The following is a 23,673-nucleotide window of genomic DNA, read 5'->3' as shown; positions in this document are numbered from 1 at the left end:
TACTATACAACGCGATATGAAAAAATTCATACTAGCGATCGTCATCGCACTCGGCTGGCAGCAAGCCGCGATGGCAGGATTCGCCGAAGGGGCGACCGCGTACAACAGCAAGAACTATGCGGTGGCATTGAAAGAGATACGCCCGCTGGCGCAGGCCGGCAATGTGGATGCGCAGCATCTGCTGGGGCTGATGTACTACATGGGTCGCGGCGTGCCGCAGGATTACAAGGCGGCGCTGGAGTGGCACCGCAAGGCGGCGCTAAAGGGCAAGGCCGACGCGCAATACGTGGTCGGCGCCATGTATTACACCGGCAACGCGGTGATCCAGGATCACAAGCAGGCGGTGTCGTGGTTCCGCAAGGCGGCCGAGCAGGGACACCCGGACGCGCAGCAGGTGCTGGGACTGATGTATCGTTATCATATGGGCGGCATGCCGCAGGATAATGTGATTGCTTATATGTTATGGAATCTGGCGGCAGCCAATGGTTCGGCCAATGCGGCCGAGCAGCGCGCGCAGGTGCTCAAGCATATGAGCAAGGAGCAGATCGAGGAGGGGCAGGCGCTGTCGGCGGCCTGGCGGCCCAACACGGCTTTACCGCAGAAGTCCCGCACTGGCGGCGGGTAAAGTGCGGAAGTCGTACAATCGCTCTTTATCCATAGAGGGCGAACGATGCGCGCGATTGAAATCACCCAACCCGGCCCGGCCGATGTCCTGAAACTGTGTGAACGCCCGATGCCGGTGGTGAAGTCCGGCGAGGTGCTGATCAAGGTGCATGCCGCCGGCGTCAACCGCCCGGACGTGTTCCAGCGCACCGGCAATTACGCGCCGCCGCCGGGCGCTTCCGACATTCCCGGCCTGGAAGTCGCCGGCGAAATCGTCGACGGTGATCTCGACTACACCACCCTCGATATCGGTGACCATGTCTGCGCTTTGGTGCAGGGCGGCGGCTATGCCGAGTATGTTGTTGCTCCGATACAGCAGGTTTTACCAGTCCCGAAAGGCTGGTCGATGCTCGAAGCGGCGACAATTCCGGAAAATTACTTCACAGTCTGGAGCAACGTTTTTGACCGCGCCAATCTGAGCGCCGGCGAGACTTTGCTGGTGCAGGGCGGCAGCTCCGGAATCGGCGTTACCGCCATCCAGCTGGCCTCGGCGATGGGCCACCGCGTGTTCGCCACCGCCGGCTCCGATGACAAGGTGGCGGCCTGTGTGCAGCTCGGCGCCGAACGCGGCATCAACTATAAAACCGAGGATTTCGCGGCGGTCGTCAAGTCGCTGACCAACGACCGCGGCGTCGACGTGATTCTGGACATGGTGGCCGGAGACTACCTGCCACGCGAGGTTTCCTGCCTGGCCGACGATGGCCGCATCGCCATCATCGCCACGCTGGGCGGCGGCAAATCGACGCTGGATATGGGCCAGGTGCTGCGCCGCCGCCTGACCGTCACCGGCTCGACCTTGCGCCCGCGCTCGGCCGAATTCAAGGGGGCGATCGCCAAAAAACTGAAGGAAAAAGTCTGGCCGATGATGGCCGAGCGCAAGCTCAAGCCGGTCATTCATACGGTCTTCCCGCTGGAGCAGGCGGCCGCCGCGCATGCGCTGATGGAAAGCAGTTCGCACGTCGGAAAAATCATGTTGCAGGTGATCTGACGGTGATTTCGTTGTAAAATGCGTAGTAAATTTACGGTTTTCGATAGCCGGGGAGAGGCTTTGCCTGTTTGACCATGCGTTTTTGGGCGCGGTAAAATAGTGGGTTATCAAACCTTTGGGCAAGCTTATGCGTCGCAAACTCGTTATCGGCAACTGGAAAATGAATGGCAGTCGCGCCGCCAACACGGCGCTGTTGTCGGGGATAGTCGCCGGCTTGAACGACTTTGGCGCGGACTGCGCGGTGTGTGTGCCGGCGCCCTATCTGGCCCAGTGCCAGGCTGAACTGGCTGGCTCGGCCGTGGCGTGGGGGGCACAAGATGTGTCCATTCACGCCAGCGGAGCGTATACTGGCGAAGTATCGGCGGCGATGTTGCAGGATTTCGGCGCCACCTACGTGTTGTGCGGTCACTCCGAGCGCCGCTCCTATCACCACGAAAGCAGCGAGCTGGTGGCGCGGAAGACGGTGGTGGCGCTGGCAGCAGGGTTGACGCCGGTGGTGTGTGTTGGCGAGTCGCTGGCCGAGCGCGAAGCAGGGCAGACCGAAGAGGTGATCTGCGGTCAGCTGCAAGCCGTGCTGGATGCGATCGCGGCCGACGACGTGGCAAAGATCGTGCTGGCCTACGAGCCGGTATGGGCGATCGGCACCGGCAAGACCGCCACGCCGCAAATCGCCCAGGATGCACACCGCTTCCTGCGTGACTGCCTGGCGGAAAAACACGCGGCTGCGGCGGCGGAAGTGAAAATACTCTACGGTGGCAGTATGAAACCGGAGAATGCAAAAGAATTGATGGCCCAGCCGGATATTGACGGCGGCCTGATTGGCGGCGCCGCGTTAAAGCCGAGTGATTTCCTCGGGATTATTCAGGCCGTATAAATGCAGTAAATTGCAGTAGAAACGCGCAGTAGAAACAAAACGATACAAAACTTTTAATTTGGAACGGAATAACATGAACTTTTTCAATCTGGTTATCGTAGTGCAGGTGGTTTCCGCCATCGCCATTATCGGCCTGGTGCTGCTGCAACACGGTAAGGGCGCCGACATGGGCGCGGCCTTCGGCTCCGGCGCTTCCGGCAGCCTGTTCGGCGCCACCGGCTCCTCCAACTTCATGTCGAAGTCGACCGGTGTTGCTGCCGCGATCTTCTTCATCGCCACGCTGAGCCTGTCGTACATCACGACCCACCGCGCCAACAACGTCAGCGGCGGCGTGATGGATCGCGCGCAAACCACCGTGCCGGCAGCGCCTGCCGCAGCGCCGGCAACCGCGCCAGCAGCACCTGCCGCTTCGGCGCCAGTTGCACCGGCTCCTGCAAACTCTATTCCAAAGTAATATAATCTCTGTAGTTATTTAGTGCTGTTGATATTTTTTTAAGTTGTTTGCTCATAGTTTTAGCAGTATCTTTGTGAGCACAAAAATAGTTAAAGATTTATCGATTTTTTCTTGTTTTGACGCAATACGGGATTAACAACCGCGTGAAAACGAAGTAAAATAACGGCCTTATGCCGACGTGGTGAAATTGGTAGACACGCTATCTTGAGGGGGTAGTGGCGCAAGCTGTACGAGTTCGAGTCTCGTCGTCGGCACCAGAATATAGGCCAGCAAGGGTGGTACCAAGCTGGCTTTTTTACGAGGATGTGTCGTTCGATCCTGGTCTGAGCAGTTTTTCGATTGGGGCGAACGTTAAGCGCACCGCAGCGTACCGCGATGTGTCCTTTAAACTGATCGTTCAACATAAGCTCATCTAATCGTGAACCTCGAAAATTATCTCCCCGTCCTGTTGTTTATCCTCGTCGGTCTCGGCGTAGGCATTGCTCCCCAAGTACTCGGTCACATCCTCGGCCCAAAAAGGCCGGATGCAGCCAAGCTGTCCCCGTATGAATGCGGCTTCGAAGCGTTCGAAGACGCGCGCATGAAATTCGACGTGCGTTACTACCTCGTCGCGATTCTCTTTATTTTGTTCGATCTGGAAACGGCATTCTTCTTCCCGTGGGGCGTATCCATGCGCGAACTGGGCTGGCAGGGCTTCGTTACGATGATGGTGTTCATCGCCGAATTCGTGGTCGGTTTTTGGTATATCTGGAAGAAAGGTGCCCTTGATTGGGAATAAGCCATGGCTATTGAAGGCGTATTAAACGAAGGTTTCATCACCACCTCGGCCGACAAGCTGATCAACTGGGCGCGTACGGGTTCGATGTTCCCGATGACGTTCGGTCTGGCTTGCTGCGCAGTCGAAATGATGCACGTGGGCGCTGCCCGTTACGACATGGACCGCTTCGGCGTGGTGTTCCGTCCATCGCCACGTCAGTCCGACGTGATGATCGTGGCCGGCACGCTGTGCAACAAGATGGCGCCGGCACTGCGCAAGGTCTACGACCAGATGCCGGAGCCGCGCTGGGTCATCTCGATGGGTTCCTGCGCCAATGGTGGCGGCTACTATCACTACTCTTACTCCGTTGTGCGCGGCTGCGATCGCATCGTGCCGGTTGACGTGTACGTGCCAGGCTGTCCACCAACTGCTGAGGCCCTGCTGTACGGCATCATGCAGTTACAGAACAAGATCAAGCGCACCAATACGATCGCACGCTAACGGGGGCGCAACACAATATGACTACACATCTGGAAAAACTCCAAACCGCCCTCGGCACTGCCCTGGGCGACCGCGTTTCTACGGTCGTTGCGCTGGGCGAGATCACGCTGACCGTCAAGGCCGCTGATTACTACGCCGTGATGCAGACGCTGCGCGACGACGCCACGCTGGGCTTCGACACCGCCATCGACCTGTGCGGCGTCGATTACCTGAACTATGGCGATGGCGCCTGGGATGGCCTGCGTTTCGCGGCTGTCACCCACCTGCTGTCGGTCCAGTACAACTGGCGCGTCCGTGTACGCGCTTTCTGCGCTGACGACGAGATGCCGCTGCTGCCGTCGCTGACGCCGCTGTGGCGTTCGCTGAACTGGTACGAGCGTGAAGCGTTCGACATGTTCGGCATCCTGTTCGAGAACCACAACGACCTGCGCCGCATCCTGACCGACTATGGCTTCATCGGCCACCCGTTCCGCAAGGACTTCCCGGTCTCGGGCTACGTGGAAATGACCTATGACGCCGCACAGAAGCGCGTGGTCTACCAGCCGGTCACCATCGAGCCGCGTGAAAACGTGCCGCGCGTGATCCGCGAAGAAACCTACGGGAAGTAAGAACATGGCAGAAATTAAGAACTACACCCTGAACTTCGGTCCGCAACACCCGGCCGCGCACGGCGTGCTGCGCCTGGTGCTGGAGCTGGACGGCGAAGTGATCCAGCGCGCTGACCCGCACATCGGCCTGCTGCACCGCGGCACCGAGAAGCTGGCTGAGCAGAAGACCTATCTGCAGTCGGTGCCGTATATGGACCGCCTCGACTACGTGTCGATGATGTGCAACGAGCACGCCTACGTCATGGCCATCGAAAAGATGCTGGGCCTGGAAGTGCCGCTGCGTGCGCAATACATCCGCGTGATGTTCGACGAAATCACCCGCATCCTGAATCACCTGATGTGGCTGGGCGCGCACGCGCTGGACGTCGGCGCCATGGGCCCGTTCCTGTATTGCTTCCGCGACCGCGAAGACCTGTTCGACTGCTACGAAGCGGTATCGGGCGCGCGCATGCACGCAGCCTACTACCGTCCGGGCGGTGTCTACCGCGACCTGCCGGATGCAATGCCGCAGCACAAGCCATCGATCATCCGTTCGGCCAAGGCCATCGACAACCTGAACAAGGACCGTCAGGGCTCGATGCTGGACTTCATCGAAGCCTTCACCGCGCGCTTCCCGACCTATGTCGACGAATACGAAACCCTGCTGACCGATAACCGTATCTGGAAACAGCGTACCGTCGGCATCGGCGTGGTGTCGCCGGAAGATGCGAAAGCCATGGGCTTCACCGGCGCCATGCTGCGCGGTTCGGGCATCCAATGGGATCTGCGCAAGCACCAGCCATACGAAGTGTACGACCTGATGGACTTCGACATCCCGATCGGCACCAACGGCGACTGCTACGACCGCTACCTGGTGCGCGTGGAAGAACTGCGCCAGTCGAACAAGATCATCAAGCAGTGCGTTGAATGGCTGCGCAACAACCCAGGTCCCGTCATGACCAGCAACCGCAAAGTTGCGCCACCAGGCCGCGTGGACATGAAGACCAATATGGAATCGCTGATCCACCACTTCAAGCTGTTCACCGAAGGTTTCCACGTACCGCCAGGCGAAGCCTACAGCGCGGTGGAACACCCGAAAGGCGAGTTCGGTGTCTACATTGTGTCGGACGGCGCCAACAAGCCATACCGCGTGAAACTGCGCGCTCCAGACTATGCACACTTGCAGTCGCTGGATGAAATGGCGCGTGGCCACATGATTGCCGACGCCGTCACCATTATTGGTACGCAGGACATCGTGTTCGGCAGTATTGACCGCTAAGTGCGAGAGGCAAAAAGTATGTTGTTATCCGAGCAGTGCTACAAAAAAATCGATCGCGAGCTGGCCAAGTACCCAGACGATCAGCGCCAATCGGCCGTGATGGCCGCGCTGGCGCACGCCCAGGTTGAACTGGGCTGGGTCTCGCCTGAAACCATGCAGGAACTGGCCGACTACATCCGCATGCCGGCCATCGCCGTGCAGGAAGTCGCGACGTTCTACAATATGTACAACCTGAAGCCGGTCGGCAAGCACAAGATCACTGTGTGCACCAACCTGCCTTGCGCCCTGTCGGGCGGCGAGCGCGCGGCACACCACCTGAAGCAGAAGCTGGGCATCGACTACCGTGACACCACGGAAGACGGCGCGTTCACGCTGATGGAAGGCGAGTGCATGGGCGCCTGCGGCGACGCACCGGTGCTGCTGGTGAATAACCACCGCATGTGCAGCTTCATGTCCAATGACAAAATTGACTCCCTCGTGGAGGAACTGAAGAAATGACGTCACTCCACAACCGACACATCGATCCAGTCATCCTGGCCGGCCTCGACGGCGATAACTGGCATCTGGAAGATTACGTCAAGCGCGGCGGCTACAGCGCCCTGCGCCGTATCATCGAAGAGAAAATCACCCCGGAACAGATCATCGCCGACCTGAAAGCGTCGTCGCTGCGCGGCCGTGGTGGCGCGGGTTTCCCTACCGGCCTGAAGTGGAGCTTCATGCCGCGCCAGTTCCCGGGCCAGAAGTACCTGGTATGCAACTCAGATGAGGGCGAACCGGGCACTTTCAAGGACCGCGACATTCTTCGCTACAATCCGCACTCGCTGATCGAAGGCATGGCCATCGGCGCCTACGCGATGGGCATCACGGTTGGCTACAACTACATCCACGGCGAGATCTTCGAGGTGTACACCCGCTTTGAAGAAGCGCTGGAAGAGGCGCGCGCCGCCGGCTTCCTGGGCGACAAGATCATGGGCAGCGAGTTCAGCTTCCAGCTGCACGCGCACCATGGCTATGGCGCTTACATCTGCGGCGAAGAGACTGCGTTGCTGGAATCGCTGGAAGGCAAAAAAGGCCAGCCGCGTTTCAAGCCGCCATTCCCGGCGTCGTTCGGCCTGTACGGCAAACCGACCACCATCAACAACACTGAAACCTTCGCTGCGGTGCCGTTCATCCTGAACATGGGCCCTGAAAAGTACCTGGCGATTGGCCGTCCGAACAACGGCGGCTCGAAGATCTTCTCGATCTCGGGCGACGTTGAGCGTCCGGGCAACTACGAAGTACCACTGGGTACGCCGTTTGCCAAACTGCTGGAACTGGCAGGCGGCATGCGCGGCGGCAAAAAGATCAAGGCTGTGATTCCTGGCGGTTCCTCGTCGCCGGTGATCCGTGGCGAGATCATGATGCAAACCGACCTGGATTACGATTCGATCGCCAAGGCCGGTTCGATGCTGGGTTCCGGCGCGGTCATCGTGCTGGACGAGACCCGCTGCATGGTCAAGGCCATGGAACGCCTGGCGTACTTCTACTTTGAAGAGTCGTGCGGCCAGTGCACGCCGTGCCGTGAAGGCACGGGCTGGATGTACCGCATGATCCACCGCATCGAAAACGGTCAGGGCCGCGCATCGGACCTGGACGTGCTGAATTCGGTATGCGACAACATCCAGGGCCGCACGATTTGCGCGCTGGGCGACGCGGCAGCAATGCCTATGCGTGCGTTCATCAAGCAATTCCGCGAAGAATTTGAACACCATATCGAGCACAAGCAATGCTGCGTGCCCGCGTATATTTAAGCTGCGTCAGGTAACGATCACCATGGTTGAAATCGAAATAGACGGCAAAAAAGTCGAAGTCCCTGCTGGTAGCATGGTGATGGACGCCGCCAACAAACTGGGAACCTACATTCCGCACTTCTGCTATCACAAGAAATTGTCGATCGCAGCTAACTGCCGCATGTGCCTCGTCGAAGTGGAGAAGGCGCCCAAGCCTTTGCCAGCATGCGCAACGCCGGTCTCGGCGGGCATGATTGTGCGCTCCAACTCCGACAAGGCCACGCAGGCACAGAAGTCGGTGATGGAATTCCTGCTGATTAACCACCCGCTGGACTGCCCGATCTGCGATCAGGGCGGCGAGTGCCAGTTGCAAGACTTGGCAGTGGGCTACGGCAAGGGCGAATCGCGCTACGAAGAAGACAAGCGTGTGGTCACCCCGAAAGACGCCGGCCCGCTGGTGTCGATGCAGGAAATGGCGCGTTGCATCCAGTGCACCCGTTGCGTGCGTTTCGGCCAGGAAGTGGCCGGCGTCATGGAACTGGGCATGATCGGCCGCGGCGAACATTCGGAAATCACCGCGTTTGTCGGCCAGACCGTCAACTCGGAAATGTCCGGCAATATGATCGACCTGTGCCCGGTCGGCGCGCTGACCTCCAAGCCATTCCGTTACAGCGCCCGTACCTGGGAACTGTCGCGCCGTAAATCGGTATCGCCGCACGACGGCCTGGGCGCCAACCTGATCGTTCAGGTTAAAGCCGGCAAAGTCATGCGCGTGCTGCCGCTGGAAAACGACGCAGTCAACGAGTGCTGGATTTCCGACAAGGACCGCTTCTCGTACGAAGGCCTGAACACCAGCGACCGCCTGACCCAGCCGATGCTGAAGCAGGGCGGCGAGTGGAAGGAAGTCGATTGGCAGACCGCGCTGGAATACGTCGCGCACGGCCTGAAAAACATCCGTCACGAACACGGCGCCAATGCGTTGGCCTCGCTGGCCACGCCGCACTCGACGCTGGAAGAACTGCACCTGCTGCAAAAGCTGACCCGCGCCATGGGCTCGGACAGCGTCGACACCCGCCTGCGCCAGACCGACTTCTCGTCGGACGTGACGCCGTGGCTGGGCATGTCGATCAGCGAATTCGGCGCGCTCAACCGCGCCTTCGTGATCGGCTCGTTCCTGCGCAAGGATCACCCGCTGCTGGCCACCCGTCTGCGTACCGCAGTGAAGGGCGGCGCCAAGCTGTCGATCCTGCACGCAACCGACGACGACCAGCTGATGACCATCGCCAACAAACTGATCGTTGCTCCATCGGAGTGGCTGTCGGCGCTGTCGCAAGTGGTTGTCGCCGTCGCTAAAGCGAAAGAAGTTGCCGCACCAGCAGGCTACGAAGGCGTACAAGCCTCGGACGCTGCTGCCGCGATCGCCGCTTCGCTGCTGTCGGGCGAAAGCAAGGGCGTATTCCTGGGCAACGCTGCTGTACAGCACCCACAAGCTGCCGCGCTGCACGCCGCCGCACAATGGATCGCTGAACAGACCGGCGCCAAGCTGGGCTACCTGACCGAAGCCGCCAACACCGTTGGCGCCTACATCGCCAACGCCAACAGCGGCAAGGCGCCAGCCTTCAGCGAGCCGAAAGCCGCTTACCTGCTGCTGAACGCCGAACCGGAACTGGACGCGCACAATCCGCAAGCCGCCGTGGCCGCCCTGAAGAAAGCCGACATGGTCGTGGCCCTGTCCGCCTACAAGCACGGCATGGACTACGCCGATGTGCTGCTGCCGATTTCGCCATTCAGCGAAACCTCGGGCACCTTCATCAATGCTGAAGGCCGTGCACAAAGCTTCAACGGCACCGTCAAGCCGCTGCTGGAAACCCGTCCTGCGTGGAAAGTGCTGCGCGTGCTGGGTAACATCCTCGGCCTGGACGGCTTCGACTACGACACCTCGGAAGCGATCCGCGACGAAGTGCTGGGCGCCGGCGTGACCGATGTATCGGCCAAGCTGAACAACGTGTCCAAGCTGCCGCTGACCGCCGCTACCGCTACCTCGACTGGTGTTGAACGTATCGCCGACGTGCCGATCTACTTCGCCGACGCCGTGGTCCGCCGCGCCGAGTCGCTGCAGAAGATGGCCGACGCGGCTGCGCCGAAAGCGCACCTGTCGAGCGCCCTGGCGCAGCAACTGGGTGTTGCCGAAGGCGACAAGGTCAAGGTTACCCAAGGCTTCGGCAGCGCGATCCTGGTCGCCACTGTCGACGCCAAACTGCCAGCCAACGCCGTGCGCGTGGCCGCTGCTCATGCATCGACCGCCGCCCTGGGCAGCATGTTTGGTTCCATCACCGTTGAAAAAGCAGGAGAGGTGAAATAATGGCGCTGCCTGAATTCGTCACTACACTACACACGCTGGGCGCCAACAGCGTGCTGGCGCCAGTCTGGCCAGTGGTCTGGTCGCTGATCAAAGTCCTGTGCGTGCTGCTGCCGCTGATGGGCCTGGTTGCTTACGCCACCCTGTGGGAGCGCAAGTTCATCGGCTGGATCCAGATCCGCGTCGGTCCTAACCGCGTCGGTCCGCTGGGTCTGCTGCAGCCGATCGCCGATGCGCTGAAACTGCTGTTCAAAGAGATCATCACCCCGGCCAAGGCCAACCCAGGCCTGTTCGTCATCGGCCCGATCATGACCATCATGCCGGCACTGGCATGCTGGGCAGTGGTGCCTTTCGGTCCGGAAGCCGTGATCGCCAACGTCAACGCCGGTCTGCTGCTGCTGATGGCGATTACCTCGATGGAAGTCTACGGCATCATCATCGCCGGCTGGGCCTCGAACTCGAAGTACTCGTTCATGGGCGCGATGCGCGCTTCGGCACAGATGATTTCCTACGAAATCCCGATGGGCTTCGTGCTGGTGGTCGTGCTGATGGTGTCCGGTTCGCTGAACTTCGGTGACATCGTCGCCGGCCAGCAAAAAGGCATGATGGTCGAGCAGGGCTTGAACTTCCTGTCGTGGAACTGGCTGCCGCTGCTGCCGTTGTTCGTGGTCTACCTGACCTCCGGCCTGGCCGAGTGCAACCGCCACCCGTTCGACGTGGTCGAGGGCGAGTCGGAAATCGTTGCCGGCCACATGGTCGAATACTCGGGCATGGCCTACGCCATGTTCATGCTGGCCGAATACGCCAACATGATCCTGATCGCCACGCTGGGTTCGATCATGTTCCTGGGCGGCTGGTCCGCACCGTTTGCCTTCCTCGAATTCTGGGGCGGTTTCGGCGGCTTCTTCTGGTTGTTCGCCAAAGCGTTCTTCCTGGTGTCGGTCTTCATCTGGGTGCGCGGTACTTTCCCACGCTACCGTTATGACCAGATCATGCGTTTGGGCTGGAAAGTATTCATTCCGCTGACGCTGGTGTATCTGGTGTTCATCGCTGGCTGGATGCAGACCTCCTGGAATATCTGGAAGTAAGGGATTAAAGAAAATGGAACGTTTAAAAGACTTTATCGGTAGCTTCATGCTGACCGAACTGATCAAAGGGATGGCGCTGACGGGCAAGTATATGTTCTCGCGCAAGATCACCGTGCAGTACCCGGAAGAGAAGACGCCAATGTCGCCGCGCTTCCGTGGCCTGCACGCGCTGCGCCGCTATCCGAACGGGGAAGAGCGCTGCATCGCCTGCAAACTGTGCGAAGCAGTGTGCCCGGCGATGGCGATCAGCATCGAATCCGAGCAGCGTGAGGACGGCTCGCGCCGTACCACCCGTTACGACATCGATCTGACCAAGTGCATCTTCTGCGGTTTCTGCGAAGAGTCGTGCCCGGTTGATTCGATCGTGGAAACGCATGTGCTGGAATACCACGGCGAGAAACGCGGCGATCTGTACTACACGAAAGAGATGCTGCTGGCCGTCGGCGACCGTTACGAGAACGATATCGCCGCAGCCCGCGCAGCGGACGCTCCTTATCGCTGACCCAGGCGGGCCGAACTCCGGTGAGGCCCGCTTCAGCGATGTGATCAATAAAACTGTACGTCTCTTGGGTTAGTTATGGAATTTAAAACTGCTTTGTTCTACGTCTTCGCGGCCATCATGATATTGGCCTCGCTGCGCGTTATCACGGCCCGCAATCCGGTGCACGCGGCACTGTTCCTGGTGCTGGCGTTCTTCAACGCCGCCGGCATCTGGATGCTGCTGGAAGCCGAGTTCCTGGCCATCGTGCTGGTGCTGGTCTACGTTGGCGCCGTGATGGTGCTGTTCCTGTTCGTGGTCATGATGCTCGACATCGACACCGAAAAGCTGCGCGAAAACTTCTGGGGCTATCTGCCAGTCGCTTCGTTTGTCGGCGTGATCATCGTGCTGGAAATGGCTGCCGTGCTGTGGCGCTCGTTCCTGACCTTCGATCAGGAAGTGGCCAATCCAAACAATATCGGCGGCACCAAGGAACTGGGCCTGCTGATCTACACCAAATACATCTATGGCTTTGAGATTGCCGCCGTGGTCCTGCTGGTTGCGATCATCGCAGCCGTGGCGCTGACCCTGCGCAAGCGCAAAGACACCAAATTCTTCGACCCAGCCGACGCTGTCCGCGTCAAGCGTAATGACCGCCTGAAGATCGTGAAAATTGATCCAGTCACTACGCGCGGCCAGGTTGAAACCGAAGTTAAGGAGGCACCATGACTTTATCCCTGGCTCACTACCTGGTTCTGGGCGCGATCCTGTTCGCGATCTCGATCGTGGGTATTTTCCTGAACCGCAAGAACGTCATTGTCATTCTGATGGCCATCGAACTGATGCTGCTGGCAGTGAACATGAACTTCATCGCGTTCTCGCATTACCTCGGTGATGCGGCAGGCCAAATCTTTGTCTTCTTTATCCTGACCGTTGCTGCTGCCGAATCGGCAATCGGCCTCGCGATCCTGGTGGTGCTGTTCCGTAATCTGGACACCATCAACGTAGAAGACCTGGATAGCCTGAAGGGCTAAGTTTTAACCTCCGAAAAATAACGATTAAGGTTCATCATGGCGGGTACACTTAACGCTAATCTCTTGCTAGCCGTACCACTGGCGCCCCTCGCGGGCGCAGCGGTAGCAGGCTTGCTGGGAACTAAATTCTTCGGCAACGTGGTCGGTCGCAAGACCGTGACTGCGGCGACCATTCTGGGCGTGCTGGTGGCATTCATTATTTCGGCGATGACGCTGATGGAAGTGCTCGACGGCGCGCGCTTCAATGAAACCATCTACACCTGGATGACCGTGGCCGGCATGAAGCTGGAAGTCGGCTTCCAGATCGATTCGCTGTCGGCGATGATGATGTGCGTGGTGACCTTTGTGTCGCTGATGGTGCACATCTACACCATCGGCTACATGGCGGAAGATGAAGGCTACAACCGCTTCTTCTCGTACATCTCGCTGTTCACCTTCTCCATGCTGATGCTGGTGATGGCGAACAACTTCCTGCAACTGTTCTTCGGCTGGGAAGCCGTGGGCCTGGTGTCCTACCTGCTGATCGGCTTCTGGTACACCCGTCCGACCGCCATCTTCGCCAACATGAAGGCCTTCCTGGTCAATCGTGTGGGTGATTTCGGCTTCATCCTGGGTATCGGCCTGCTGCTGGCTTACGCCGGTTCGATGAATTACCAGGAAGTGTTCGCCAAGCGCGAAGCACTGTCCCTGCTGACGCTGCCGGGTACCGACTGGGCGCTGCTGACCGTCGCCTGTATCTGCCTGTTCATCGGCGCGATGGGTAAATCGGCGCAGTTCCCGCTGCACGTCTGGCTGCCAGATTCGATGGAAGGCCCAACCCCGATTTCCGCACTGATTCACGCGGCAACCATGGTTACCGCCGGCATCTTCATGGTGTCGCGCATGTCGCCGCTGTTCGAGCTGTCGGACACCGCGCTGAGCTTCATCCTGGTGATCGGTTCGATTACCGCGCTGTTCATGGGCTTCCTGGGCATCATCCAGAACGACATCAAGCGCGTCGTCGCTTACTCGACGCTGTCGCAGCTGGGCTACATGACTGTGGCGCTGGGTTCGTCGGCTTACTCGGTGGCCGTGTTCCACCTGATGACCCACGCGTTCTTCAAGGCACTGCTGTTCCTGGGCGCCGGTTCGGTCATCATCGGTATGCACCACGACCAGGACATCCGCAACATGGGCGGCCTGCGTAAATACATGCCGATCACCTGGATCACTTCGCTGCTGGGCTCGCTGGCCCTGATCGGTACGCCGTTCTTCTCGGGCTTCTATTCGAAAGACTCGATCATCGAAGCCGTGCACGAGACGCATATCTGGGGCGCCGGTTTCGCCAACTTCGCCGTGCTGGCTGGCGTGTTCGTGACCGCGTTCTACTCGTTCCGTATGTACTTCCTGGTGTTCCACGGTAAAGAGCGTTTCGGCCAGGCGCATGCCCACGGCCATGACGATCACCATGCTCCGGCTGCTGCCGCTGCGCATGACGACCACGGTCACGACGACCATGGCCACGACGAAGACCATGACGACCACGCGCACCACGGTCTGGCCCCAGGCCAGAAACCGCACGAATCGCCATTCGTAGTCTGGTTCCCGCTGGTGGCCCTGGCCATCCCGTCGGTGCTGATCGGCTTCTTCACCATCCAGCCTATGCTGCATGGCGACTTCTTCAAGGATGTCATCTTCATCGGTGAAAACCACAAGGCGATGGAAATCCTGGGCGAAGAGTTCCACGGTGCCGTCGGCATGGCGATCCATTCGCTGACCACGTTGCCGCTGTGGCTGGCCATCGCGGGTGTCGCATCGTCGTACTACTGCTATATGATCAATCCACGCGTACCGGCATGGTTCTTCGCCAAGTTCAAGGCAGTGCACACGCTGCTGGACAACAAGTACTACATGGACAAGTTCAACCAGACCGTGTTTGCCGGTGGCGCACGCTTGCTGGGTGAAGGCCTGTGGAACTTCGGCGACAAGAAACTGATCGACGGTCTGCTGGTCAACGGCAGCGCCAAGCTGGTTGGCTGGTTCTCCTCGATCACCCGCCTGGCGCAGACCGGTTATATCTACCACTACGCCTTCGTGATGATCCTCGGCATTCTGGGGTTCCTGGTCTACTTCCTGCCGTTTTGGCACGCTTAATTAGCTGATACGCATAGAGATAACGATAACCATGATGTCAACAATATCTTCATTACCTCCGTACCTGAGCCTCTCGATCTGGCTCCCGATTATTTTCGGCCTGATCGTGCTGGCAGTAGGGCGTGACAGCAACGCGCCATTCACCCGCGTGCTGACTTTGATTGGCTCGATTGTCAGCTTCGGTGCGACGATCCCGCTGATCACCCACTTTGACAATGCCGCCCACGGCATGCAGTTCGTCGAGAAAGCGCCGTGGATCGAGCGCTTCAACATCTGGTACTCGCTGGGTATCGATGGCCTGTCGCTGTGGTTCGTGCCGCTGACCGCCTTCATCACCATCATCGTGGTGATCTCGGCCTGGCAAGTGATCCAGAAGCGCGTCGCGCAATACATGGGCGCGTTCCTGATCCTGTCCGGCCTGATGATCGGCGTGTTCACCGCCATGGACGGCCTGCTGTTCTACTTCTTCTTCGAAGCGACCCTGATCCCGATGTACATCATCATCGGTATCTGGGGCGGCGACAACCGCGTGTATGCGTCGTTCAAGTTCTTCCTGTACACCTTCTTCGGCTCGCTGCTGACGCTGGTTGCCATCGTCTACCTGTACAACGTGACCGGTAGCTGGGACATCCTGCTGTGGCACAAGGCGCCGCTGACGATGACCGAACAGATATTGATCTTCCTGGCCTTCTTCATGGCGTTTGCCGTGAAAGTGCCGATGTTCCCGGTCCACACCTGGCTGCCGGATGTCCACGTCGAAGCGCCAACCGGCGGTTCCGCCGTGCTGGCCGCGATCATGCTGAAACTCGGCGCCTATGGCTTCATCCGTTTTTCGCTGCCGATCACGCCGGATGCTTCGCACTACCTGTCGGGCTTTGTGATTACCCTGTCGCTGATCGCCGTGATCTACATCGGTCTGGTGGCACTGGTACAGAAAGACATGAAAAAGCTGGTCGCCTACTCGTCGATCGCGCACATGGGCTTCGTCACGCTGGGCTTCTTCGTCTTCAACGACATGGCAGTGCAGGGCGCCATCATGCAGATGATCTCGCACGGCTTCGTGTCGGGCGCGATGTTCCTGTGTATTGGCGTGCTGTACGACCAGGCCCACTCGCGCAACATCGCCGACTACGGTGGTGTGGTCAACAAGATGCCTAAGTTTGCCGCCTTCTTCATCCTGTTCTCGATGGCCAACTGCGGCCTGCCAGCAACCTCCGGTTTCGTTGGCGAGTTCATGGTGATCCTGGGCGCCACCCAGTACAACTTCTGGATCGGCCTGCTGGCAGCAACGGCACTGATCTTTGGCGCAGCGTACTCGCTGTGGATGGCCAAGCGCGTCATCTTCGGCAAAGTGACCAACCACCACGTGGCTGAACTGGTCGACCTGAATGGCCGCGAGTTCTTCATGCTGGGCATTCTGGCGGTTGCCACGCTGTACATGGGCCTGTACCCAGCACCATTCACCGACACGATGCAAACCTCGGTCGCTGACCTGCTGGCACACGTAGCACACAGCAAGCTGCCTTAAGAAAAAACGGAAACGCATAAATGACTACACCTATTGCACAAGACGCCATCAACCTGGTCCCGGCCTATGCCGAGATCGCGTTGCTGATCGGCGCTTCGGCCATCCTGCTGATCGACATGTTCCTGTCCAAGGCGCAGCGTTCGTTCACCTACGTGCTGTCCCTGCTGATGCTGGTGGTCCTGGCTGGCATCAGCTACACGGACTTCGCCGCCGGCACCACGACCTATACCTTCCACGGTATGTTCGTCGCCGACCCGATGGCCAACCTGCTGAAACTGTTCACCTACCTGACCGTCGGCATGACGCTGATCTATTCGCGCCAGTACGCGACTGACCGCGACATGTTGAGCGGCAACCTGGGCGGCGAGTTCTACGTGCTGGCGCTGTTCGCCATGCTGGGCCAGATGATCATGATCTCGGCTTCCAGTCTGCTGTCGATCTACCTCGGCGTGGAACTGATGTCGCTGTCGCTGTACGCACTGGTGGCGATGCGCCGCGACAACGTGCGCGCAACCGAAGCGGCGATGAAGTACTTCGTCCTGGGTGCGCTGGCTTCGGGCTTCCTGCTGTACGGCATGTCGATGCTGTATGGCGCGACCGGCACGCTGGACATCCGCGAAATCGCTACCGCTGTTTCCGCCGGCACCATCAAGCCGACCATCCTGGTGTTCGGCCTGGTGTTCCTGGTTGCCGGCCTGGCCTTCAAACTGGGCGCCGTGCCGTTCCATATGTGGGTGCCTGACGTCTATGATGGCGCACCAACCGCCGTGACCCTGCTGCTGGGCGGCGCACCGAAGATCGCCACCTTCGCGATCTGCATCCGCCTGCTGGTGGAAGGCCTGCTGCCGATGGCGTTCGACTGGCAGCAAATGCTGATGGTGCTGGCTGTGATGTCGCTGGTGGTGGGTAACGTCACCGCGATCGCGCAAACCAACATCAAGCGTATGCTGGCTTACTCGACCATCGCACAAATCGGTTTCGTGCTGCTGGGCCTGCTGGCTGGCGTGGCCGGCACCACCAACCGCACCGGCATGGACGCCGCCTACAGCTCGGCCATGTACTACGTGCTGACCTATGTGCTGACCACCGTCGGCACCTTCGGTACGCTGATGCTGCTGTCGCGCGCCGGTTTCGACGCCGACAACATCGCCGACTTCAAAGGCCTGAGCAAGCGCAGCGGCTGGTTCGCCACCGTGATGACCATCCTGCTGTTCTCGCTGGCCGGCGTGCCACCGATGATGGGCTTCGCCGCCAAGTTCGCCGTGCTGGACTCGGTGCTGGCCACCGGCCAGATCTGGCTGACCGTGTTTGCCGTGATGTTCTCGCTGGTGGGTGCGTTCTACTACCTGCGCGTTATCAAGCACATCTGGTTCGACGAGCCGGTTGACAATGCACCGCTGGCCGCGCCAGCCGACATGAAACTGGTACTGAGCCTGAACGGCCTGGCCATCGTCGCGCTGGGCATTCTGCCTGGCCCGCTGCTGGACGTGTCGCTCAAAGCCATCAAAGCAACGCTGGCTGCCTGATGGATATCTCCACCGCCGGCTGGCTGGTCATCGCGATAGCACTCGCGGCGGCCAACCTGCCGTTCTTCAACGACAAAGTGTTCGCGGTACTCGGCACCAAATGGCAAGGCAAGCCGCTGTTCGTGCGCTTGCTGGAAATGACGGTGCTGTACTTTGTCGTTGGCGCGGTGGGGTTCTCGCTTGAGACCCACATCGGCGCCCGTTTCCCGCAGACCTGGGAGTTCTACGCGATCTCCGCCTGCCTGTTCATCGTTCTCGGATTCCCGGGATTTATCGTCCGCTACCTGCGCAAGCCCCACGGCTGATACACTATCGTTCTCATACGATAGTGGAGCAGGGATGGACAACCTCAAAGAAACGCGTATCGACGGCGAACTGGTCTACGACGGCCATTTCCTCAAAGTCCAGCGCGACACCATAGAACTTCCCAACGGCAAGCGCACCAAGCGCGAATACATCCTGCATCCTGGTGCGGTGGTGATTCTGCCGCTGCTGGACGATGGCACCGTGCTGATGGAGCGCCAGTTCCGCTATCCGCTGCACGACGTATTCATTGAATTCCCAGCCGGGAAAATCGATCCGGGCGAAGACCCACTGCTAGCCGCCAAGCGTGAGCTGGAAGAAGAAACCGGCTACACCGGCGGCGAATGGCAGTTCGTTACCAAGATCCACAACGCCATCGCTTACGCGGACGAGCATCTGGACCTGTACCTGGCGCGCGGCCTGAAGGCCGGCAAGCAAAAGCTGGATGAAGGCGAATTCCTGGAAACTTTCACCGCCACCATCGACGAACTGTTGCAATGGGTCCGCGAAGGCAAGATCACCGACGTCAAGACCGTGATCGGCATCTTCTGGCTGGACAAGCTGCGCTCGGGCGACTGGAAGCTATGAAGCGCTGGCTTGCGTTGGTCATGCTGTGTGTCGCCGCCAGCGACGCGCAGGCAGCGGCGCAGCGCACGCCATTCCAGATACGCTGTGAGGATACGATCAGCAAGTCGGTGTCGGTATTGAAGGCGAAGCAGGAAGGCTACACCATCAACAACCAGCTGCCATACCGTGCGCTGACCGCGCGTACCGGCAGCAGCAACCGCGGCATGCAGACGCTGGGCCTGACCGTTACGCAAGGCTTGCACAAGGCCTCGGTGGGCGGACCGATCCTGCAGGACCGTCAGAGCGGCTATGAATGCATCGCGCCGAAGGTGGATATCCAGCTGTACTACTCGCCGGTGCGTATCTACGTCGGCAACGAGTTTGTGCCGGGCACCTGCGCGTACAAGGAAATTCTGGATCACGAGATGCGGCATCTGAAGGCGCACATGGACAACCTGGCGCGCGTGCAGAAGGTGGTGGGCGATGCATTGAACAAGCGCTTCGCCGGGCAGCCGATGTATGCGCCATCCGGCACCGCGATGTCGGCGTTGCAGCACGAGATCGGCAGCACCTGGTTCAACTTCATCCGCGACGAATTTGAGAAAGGCAAGGCCGATCAGGAAAAGATCGACTCGCCGCAAGAATATGCCCGCCTGGGCAAGGCATGTAACGGCGAGATCGCGCAGATCCTGACGCGCCGCCGCAAGTAAAGAGAGTTATGACAGAGAATACGAAACCGCGCTACTTCGCGCTGCTGCCGGCCGCCGGCGTTGGCGCGCGCATGGCGGCGAACGGGCCTAAGCAATATCTGACGGTCGGCGGAAAGCCGATGCTGCGTCATGCTGTCGACGCTTTTCGCGCCTCGCCGCTGGTGGCGCACACCTACGTGGTGGTCAGCCCTGATGATGGCGTGATCGATTCCGTGCTGCCGGCGGACCTGGACGGCGTGACCGTGCTGCGCGTCGGAGGCGCCACGCGCATGGACTCGGTGCTGAACGGCCTGCGCGCACTGAACGGCGTGCTGGCCGAACATGATCTGGTGATGGTCCACGACGCCGCACGTCCCGGCCTGACGCCCTCTTTGATCGCTCGCTTGATCGACGGCGTCGGCAACGATCCGGCCGGCGGCTTGCTGGCCCTGCCGGTAGTCGACACCATGAAACGCAGCGCCCCCGGCACCGACGGCATCAGCGTCAGTGCCGCCACCGTGCCGCGCAACGGCTTGTGGTCCGCCCAAACGCCGCAGATGTTCAGCTACGCCTTGCTGCTGCGCGCCCTGGGCAGCGCCCCGGACGCCAACGCCATCACCGACGACGCCAGCGCCGTCGAAATGCTCGGCTACGCGCCACGCCTGATCGAAGGCCATCCACGCAACCTCAAAGTAACGCTGCCGGCAGACATCCGCATCGCCGAGATGTACCTGGCACATAAGGACGACTAAACATGAACAAACTCCCATTCCGCATCGGCCAGGGCTATGACTGCCACGCGCTGGTTGAAGGCCGCAAGCTGATTATCGGCGGCGTCGACATCCCGCACCACGTTGGCCTGCTGGGCCACTCGGACGCAGACGTGCTGCTGCACGCCATCACAGATTCGATTTTGGGTGCCGCCGCGCTGGGCGACATCGGCAAGCACTTCCCGGACACCGATCCGGAATTCAAAGGCGCCGATTCGCGCAAGCTGCTGAAAGAAGCTGCCAAGCGCGTCTTGGCGACTGGCTATAGCATCGGCAATATCGATTGCACCATCATCGCCCAGCGTCCGAAAATGGCGCCGCATATTCCGTCGATGCGCGCCAACATCGCCGAAGACCTCGGCGTGGACATCAGCCAAGTCAACGTCAAAGCCAAGACCAATGAAAAGCTGGGCTACCTCGGCCGCGAAGAAGGCATCGCCGCCGAATCCATCGCCTTGCTGATCTCCTCGTAAAACAGGATCGCCTCATTCTCGCTAGCACTGAAGGCAATATCGGGCGGCACCGACGGATAGTCGCGCAAGAAATCCTCGACGGTTTTGCCCGCCAGCAGATAATCAAACATCCGCTTGATCGGTACCAGCGTGTTGGCAAACACCGGCGTGCCTCCAAGAACGGCCGACTCCATCTGTACCTCGGGTGTCAGCGACTGCATGAAAGCCAGCAGTTCTGGATCGATAGGATCAAGCGGCGAGTTTCGCGGCTCAATGATGCGCCCCTTGAAGCGTTCAACTGGGTTGAAATAAAACCCCGACTCCAGAGGCGGGCAGTCGTCGTCAAACTGAACGTCATCGTCACGCCCTGGAATGACTTCCGACCACTCGCTTACTTCTCCCAAGTATGGTTCGACGTTCTTCTCGGGTTGCCTTTCTGAATGAGATGATTCGTATTCCATTATTTCGCTCCGTTTAAATGAGTGCGACCTCCTGTCCACGCGACAAACCTAACGTCAAAAAACGTCGCAAGTTGTAATGGTAGCGGGCATCCTCAATTGTGATCGAGCGGCTATCCTCGATCACAGCTCCACAATCGGCAAAGTCCAGACCATGATTGCGAAGATTGCTTTTGCGCTTGGCCTCGTCCCAAAAATAGATTGTCATTTCAGTCTAGCTGCTGAACGATATCCTTCAAGCAGACTGAAGAGGACAGTCGGCCCAGGAATCATTGGAATATCCTGAACCGTTGTTCTTTACGTGCTTTAAGCTAAATCAAGAGTGCGTCAGAGTGCTTAGCAACGACCAGTTGAGCCTGCCCGCAAATCCGCTGGCGCTCATGCAGTCATCGCAGCCGAATCCATCGCCTTGCTGATTTCTTCGTAAAATAAAATCGCCTCATTCTCGCTGGCGCTGAAGGCGAGGTCGCGTGGCACCGATGGATAGTCGCGCAGGAAATCGTCGACGGTTTTGCCCGCCAGCAGATAATCAAACATTCGCTTGATCGGCACCAGCGTGTTGGCAAACACTGGCGTGCCACCAAGAATGCCCGGCTCCATCTGCACTTCTGGTGTTAAAGACTGCATGAAAGCCAGCATTTCAGGGTCGAAAGGATCGAGCGGCGAATTTCGTTCCTCAATGATTCTTCCCTTAAATCGCACGACCGGATTGGCATAAAATCCCGACTCCAACGGAGGACAATCGTCATCGAACTGAATGTCATCGTCAGGCCCGGGTATGACATCCGACCACTCACTTACTTCGCCCCAATAGGGCTCGACGCTCTTTCCGTGTGACTTTTCTGAATGAGATGATTCGTATGCCATTATTTCGCTCCGTGTAAATAACCGCTACCTCGTAACCGCGCAAGAAGCCCAACGCCAGAAAGCGCGGTTCGTTGTAGTGATAGCGCATATCCACGATAGTGACCGTGCGATGATCCTCGATCACCGTGCCACAGTCCGCAAAGTCCAGACCATGATTGCGAAGATTGCTTTTGCGCTTGGCCTCGTCCCAAAAATAGATCGTCATTTCAGTCTAGCTGCTGAAAGATATCCTTCAAGCAGACTGAAGAGGACAGTCGGTCCAGGATATCGTTGCGCTATCCTGAACCGTTACTTTTTGCCGGCCTTAAGCTAAATCAAGCGTGCGTCAAGGCGGTGAGTGCTGCCACCAGTTGATCCAGCTCTTCGGTGGTGGTGGAGAGTGCGACGGTGGCGCGGACGATGTTGCTGTGGCCGATGTTGCGCTCGACCGTGAAGATGTTGAAGCGGTTCAGCAGCGCCTGCTGTAGTTCACGCGCGCTCATGCCGTCGATGGCGAAGGCGACCAGCGCTGTGCCATGTTCCGCCGCGCGTGGCGACAGCAGGCGCAGGCCGGGCAGGTCGGCGACGCGGCTGACCCAGTAGTCACGCAACTCGGCCAGGCGGGCCGTCTTGGCTTGCGTGCCGCCCACGCTATCATGGAAATCGAGCGCCGCAGGCGTGGCAAGAACGGCGCCCAGCGCAGGCATGCCAACATGCAGACGACAGCGGATATCGGTGACTGGATAATCCTGATCGCCCATGTGTGGCTCGATCTTGTGCAGTTGCGCAGCGCGGATGAAGACGAAGCCAAGACCCGGCGGCGCGCCGATCCACTTGTGCAGGTTGAAGCCGGCGAAATCGACATGCATCTGCTGCACATCCACCGGCAACTGGCCCAGCGCGTGCGCACTGTCGACCAGCACATCAACACCATGCTCGCGGGCGAAAGCGACAATCTCGCGCACCGGCACCTGCTGGCCGTTGCACGGATAGACCTGCGACAGCAGCATCAGTTTCAAGCCGGGCGTACTGCGGATGGCATCCTTGTATCGCGCCAGCAGATCTTCCTGGCTGATGGGCAGTTCAAATTGCAGCGTCAACGGCGTGACGCCGCGCCGCTGCTGCAGCCACGCCATGCTGTTGCGCATCGCCGGATAATCGAGATTGCTCCACAAAACCACATCGCCCGGCTGCAACGAATGATACTGGCCAATCAGCACTTGCATCGACTCACTGCCACTGCGGGTGAGCAGTATCTCATCCGGCTCCGCGTTGATCAGTTGTGCCAGCCGCGTGCGCAAGATATCTACATGCCTGGCGGTGAACTCCCCGCGCACAAACGGACTCAGATGCGCATTCGCATAGCGCACAGCCTCCTCAAACGCCGCCTGCACTGGCAAAGCCATCGCGCCGAAATAGCCGTGTTCGAGATTGGTGACCGTAGAAGTGGATTTGGGATACTGGGACGCAATGTCATGCATGAGTTGGCCTTTAGCTTGGGACGTGTCCTATTCTATCCAAAGTTTTGCTGATCTCCTCATAGAAGAGTGTAGCGTCGCTTTCCAGCACC

General features: G+C 59.3%; 28 protein-coding genes and 1 tRNA gene. 24 read left to right on the top strand and 5 right to left on the bottom strand.

Annotated elements, in window-relative coordinates; genetic code table 11:
* Nucleotides 1-16: 16 nt before the first annotated feature.
* The 24 genes from BLS51_RS05295 to ispF all read left to right on the top strand — a co-directional run bounded on the left by BLS51_RS05295 (nucleotide 17) and on the right by ispF (nucleotide 20,820).
* On the top strand, nucleotides 17-625 hold the full coding sequence (locus tag BLS51_RS05295) for a tetratricopeptide repeat protein (protein WP_090177106.1): 609 nt from the start codon (nucleotides 17-19) through the stop codon (nucleotides 623-625).
* A gap of 45 nt (nucleotides 626-670) precedes the next feature.
* On the top strand, nucleotides 671-1,651 hold the full coding sequence (locus BLS51_RS05290) for an NAD(P)H-quinone oxidoreductase (RefSeq protein WP_090177109.1): 981 nt from the start codon (nucleotides 671-673) through the stop codon (nucleotides 1,649-1,651).
* A 127-nt stretch (nucleotides 1,652-1,778) separates the two neighbouring features.
* Entirely contained in the window at nucleotides 1,779-2,525 is a 747-nt protein-coding gene (gene tpiA / locus BLS51_RS05285) for a triose-phosphate isomerase (protein ID WP_090177113.1), read from the top strand.
* Between the two features lie 73 nt (nucleotides 2,526-2,598).
* The gene (gene secG, locus BLS51_RS05280; RefSeq protein ID WP_090177118.1) at nucleotides 2,599-2,979 is read left to right on the top strand and encodes a preprotein translocase subunit SecG; all 381 of its coding nucleotides are present in this window, start codon (nucleotides 2,599-2,601) and stop codon (nucleotides 2,977-2,979) included.
* A 172-nt stretch (nucleotides 2,980-3,151) separates the two neighbouring features.
* A tRNA-Leu gene (locus tag BLS51_RS05275) sits at nucleotides 3,152-3,236 on the top strand.
* A 161-nt stretch (nucleotides 3,237-3,397) separates the two neighbouring features.
* Entirely contained in the window at nucleotides 3,398-3,757 is a 360-nt protein-coding gene (locus BLS51_RS05270) for an NADH-quinone oxidoreductase subunit A (protein WP_090177122.1), read from the top strand.
* 3 nt (nucleotides 3,758-3,760) lie between these two features.
* Nucleotides 3,761-4,237, top strand: coding sequence for a NuoB/complex I 20 kDa subunit family protein (locus tag BLS51_RS05265; protein WP_008450353.1), 477 nt, complete (start codon nucleotides 3,761-3,763; stop codon nucleotides 4,235-4,237).
* Nucleotides 4,238-4,254: 17 nt separating this feature from the next.
* Nucleotides 4,255-4,845 (top strand): NADH-quinone oxidoreductase subunit C, encoded by a 591-nt coding sequence (locus BLS51_RS05260; protein WP_090177125.1) that lies wholly within the window; start codon nucleotides 4,255-4,257, stop codon nucleotides 4,843-4,845.
* Between the two features lie 4 nt (nucleotides 4,846-4,849).
* Nucleotides 4,850-6,103 (top strand): NADH-quinone oxidoreductase subunit D, encoded by a 1,254-nt coding sequence (locus tag BLS51_RS05255; protein ID WP_090177129.1) that lies wholly within the window; start codon nucleotides 4,850-4,852, stop codon nucleotides 6,101-6,103.
* Nucleotides 6,104-6,121: 18 nt separating this feature from the next.
* Entirely contained in the window at nucleotides 6,122-6,601 is a 480-nt protein-coding gene (nuoE, locus tag BLS51_RS05250; protein ID WP_090177132.1) for an NADH-quinone oxidoreductase subunit NuoE, read from the top strand.
* On the top strand, nucleotides 6,598-7,893 hold the full coding sequence (gene nuoF / locus BLS51_RS05245; RefSeq protein WP_090177136.1) for an NADH-quinone oxidoreductase subunit NuoF: 1,296 nt from the start codon (nucleotides 6,598-6,600) through the stop codon (nucleotides 7,891-7,893). Before nuoE ends, nuoF begins: the two co-directional genes overlap by 4 nt.
* 22 nt (nucleotides 7,894-7,915) lie before the next feature.
* Complete coding sequence (gene nuoG, locus BLS51_RS05240) at nucleotides 7,916-10,234, top strand: NADH-quinone oxidoreductase subunit NuoG (RefSeq protein ID WP_090177140.1); 2,319 nt, start codon at nucleotides 7,916-7,918, stop codon at nucleotides 10,232-10,234.
* A complete protein-coding gene (gene nuoH, locus BLS51_RS05235; RefSeq protein ID WP_090177143.1) occupies nucleotides 10,234-11,319 on the top strand; it encodes an NADH-quinone oxidoreductase subunit NuoH in 1,086 nt (361 codons plus the stop codon). Before nuoG ends, nuoH begins: the two co-directional genes overlap by 1 nt.
* Nucleotides 11,320-11,332: 13 nt before the next feature.
* Nucleotides 11,333-11,821 (top strand): NADH-quinone oxidoreductase subunit NuoI, encoded by a 489-nt coding sequence (gene nuoI / locus BLS51_RS05230; protein ID WP_090177148.1) that lies wholly within the window; start codon nucleotides 11,333-11,335, stop codon nucleotides 11,819-11,821.
* Between the two features lie 75 nt (nucleotides 11,822-11,896).
* Complete coding sequence (locus BLS51_RS05225) at nucleotides 11,897-12,526, top strand: NADH-quinone oxidoreductase subunit J (RefSeq protein WP_090177153.1); 630 nt, start codon at nucleotides 11,897-11,899, stop codon at nucleotides 12,524-12,526.
* On the top strand, nucleotides 12,523-12,831 hold the full coding sequence (gene nuoK, locus BLS51_RS05220) for an NADH-quinone oxidoreductase subunit NuoK (RefSeq protein ID WP_090177157.1): 309 nt from the start codon (nucleotides 12,523-12,525) through the stop codon (nucleotides 12,829-12,831). Before BLS51_RS05225 ends, nuoK begins: the two co-directional genes overlap by 4 nt.
* Before the next feature lie 36 nt (nucleotides 12,832-12,867).
* A complete protein-coding gene (gene nuoL / locus BLS51_RS05215; RefSeq protein ID WP_090177161.1) occupies nucleotides 12,868-14,964 on the top strand; it encodes an NADH-quinone oxidoreductase subunit L in 2,097 nt (698 codons plus the stop codon).
* 31 nt (nucleotides 14,965-14,995) lie between these two features.
* On the top strand, nucleotides 14,996-16,492 hold the full coding sequence (locus BLS51_RS05210; RefSeq protein WP_090177166.1) for an NADH-quinone oxidoreductase subunit M: 1,497 nt from the start codon (nucleotides 14,996-14,998) through the stop codon (nucleotides 16,490-16,492).
* A 20-nt stretch (nucleotides 16,493-16,512) separates the two neighbouring features.
* Nucleotides 16,513-18,018, top strand: a complete 1,506-nt coding sequence (gene nuoN / locus BLS51_RS05205) for an NADH-quinone oxidoreductase subunit NuoN (protein ID WP_090177169.1) — start codon at nucleotides 16,513-16,515, stop codon at nucleotides 18,016-18,018.
* Nucleotides 18,018-18,323, top strand: coding sequence for a DUF2818 family protein (locus tag BLS51_RS05200; protein WP_090177172.1), 306 nt, complete (start codon nucleotides 18,018-18,020; stop codon nucleotides 18,321-18,323). Before nuoN ends, BLS51_RS05200 begins: the two co-directional genes overlap by 1 nt.
* Nucleotides 18,324-18,357: 34 nt before the next feature.
* On the top strand, nucleotides 18,358-18,909 hold the full coding sequence (locus tag BLS51_RS05195) for an NUDIX domain-containing protein (RefSeq protein ID WP_090177175.1): 552 nt from the start codon (nucleotides 18,358-18,360) through the stop codon (nucleotides 18,907-18,909).
* Nucleotides 18,906-19,598 (top strand): hypothetical protein, encoded by a 693-nt coding sequence (locus tag BLS51_RS05190; RefSeq protein WP_090177178.1) that lies wholly within the window; start codon nucleotides 18,906-18,908, stop codon nucleotides 19,596-19,598. The genes BLS51_RS05195 and BLS51_RS05190 overlap by 4 nt, the downstream gene beginning before the upstream one ends.
* 8 nt (nucleotides 19,599-19,606) lie before the next feature.
* Nucleotides 19,607-20,329 (top strand): 2-C-methyl-D-erythritol 4-phosphate cytidylyltransferase, encoded by a 723-nt coding sequence (gene ispD, locus BLS51_RS05185; protein ID WP_090177183.1) that lies wholly within the window; start codon nucleotides 19,607-19,609, stop codon nucleotides 20,327-20,329.
* A 2-nt stretch (nucleotides 20,330-20,331) separates the two neighbouring features.
* Nucleotides 20,332-20,820: a 2-C-methyl-D-erythritol 2,4-cyclodiphosphate synthase gene (ispF, locus tag BLS51_RS05180; RefSeq protein ID WP_090177186.1), complete on the top strand. Its 489-nt coding sequence runs from the start codon at nucleotides 20,332-20,334 to the stop codon at nucleotides 20,818-20,820.
* On the opposite strand, the gene BLS51_RS29940 is transcribed toward ispF, so the two are convergent.
* The 5 genes from BLS51_RS29940 to BLS51_RS05155 form a co-directional block, all read right to left on the bottom strand.
* Nucleotides 20,760-21,260, bottom strand: coding sequence for a DUF433 domain-containing protein (locus BLS51_RS29940; RefSeq protein WP_217636396.1), 501 nt, complete (start codon nucleotides 21,258-21,260; stop codon nucleotides 20,760-20,762). The genes ispF and BLS51_RS29940 overlap by 61 nt on opposite strands.
* A gap of 13 nt (nucleotides 21,261-21,273) precedes the next feature.
* Complete coding sequence (locus tag BLS51_RS30595) at nucleotides 21,274-21,465, bottom strand: BrnT family toxin (RefSeq protein WP_217636397.1); 192 nt, start codon at nucleotides 21,463-21,465, stop codon at nucleotides 21,274-21,276.
* A 170-nt stretch (nucleotides 21,466-21,635) separates the two neighbouring features.
* Nucleotides 21,636-22,124 (bottom strand): DUF433 domain-containing protein, encoded by a 489-nt coding sequence (locus tag BLS51_RS29930; protein ID WP_217636398.1) that lies wholly within the window; start codon nucleotides 22,122-22,124, stop codon nucleotides 21,636-21,638.
* Complete coding sequence (locus BLS51_RS30590) at nucleotides 22,051-22,329, bottom strand: BrnT family toxin (protein ID WP_090177189.1); 279 nt, start codon at nucleotides 22,327-22,329, stop codon at nucleotides 22,051-22,053. Before BLS51_RS30590 ends, BLS51_RS29930 begins: the two co-directional genes overlap by 74 nt.
* A gap of 109 nt (nucleotides 22,330-22,438) precedes the next feature.
* Entirely contained in the window at nucleotides 22,439-23,584 is a 1,146-nt protein-coding gene (locus BLS51_RS05155) for an aminotransferase class V-fold PLP-dependent enzyme (protein ID WP_090177192.1), read from the bottom strand.
* Nucleotides 23,585-23,673: the final 89 nt, after the last annotated feature.

Source organism: Duganella sp. OV510 (assembly GCF_900100205.1).
In the GTDB taxonomy this organism is placed as follows: Bacteria; Pseudomonadota; Gammaproteobacteria; order Burkholderiales; family Burkholderiaceae_D; genus Rugamonas.
The sequence above is the reverse complement of the archived record's forward strand: the minus strand, read 5'-3'. Positions and strand labels throughout refer to the sequence as shown.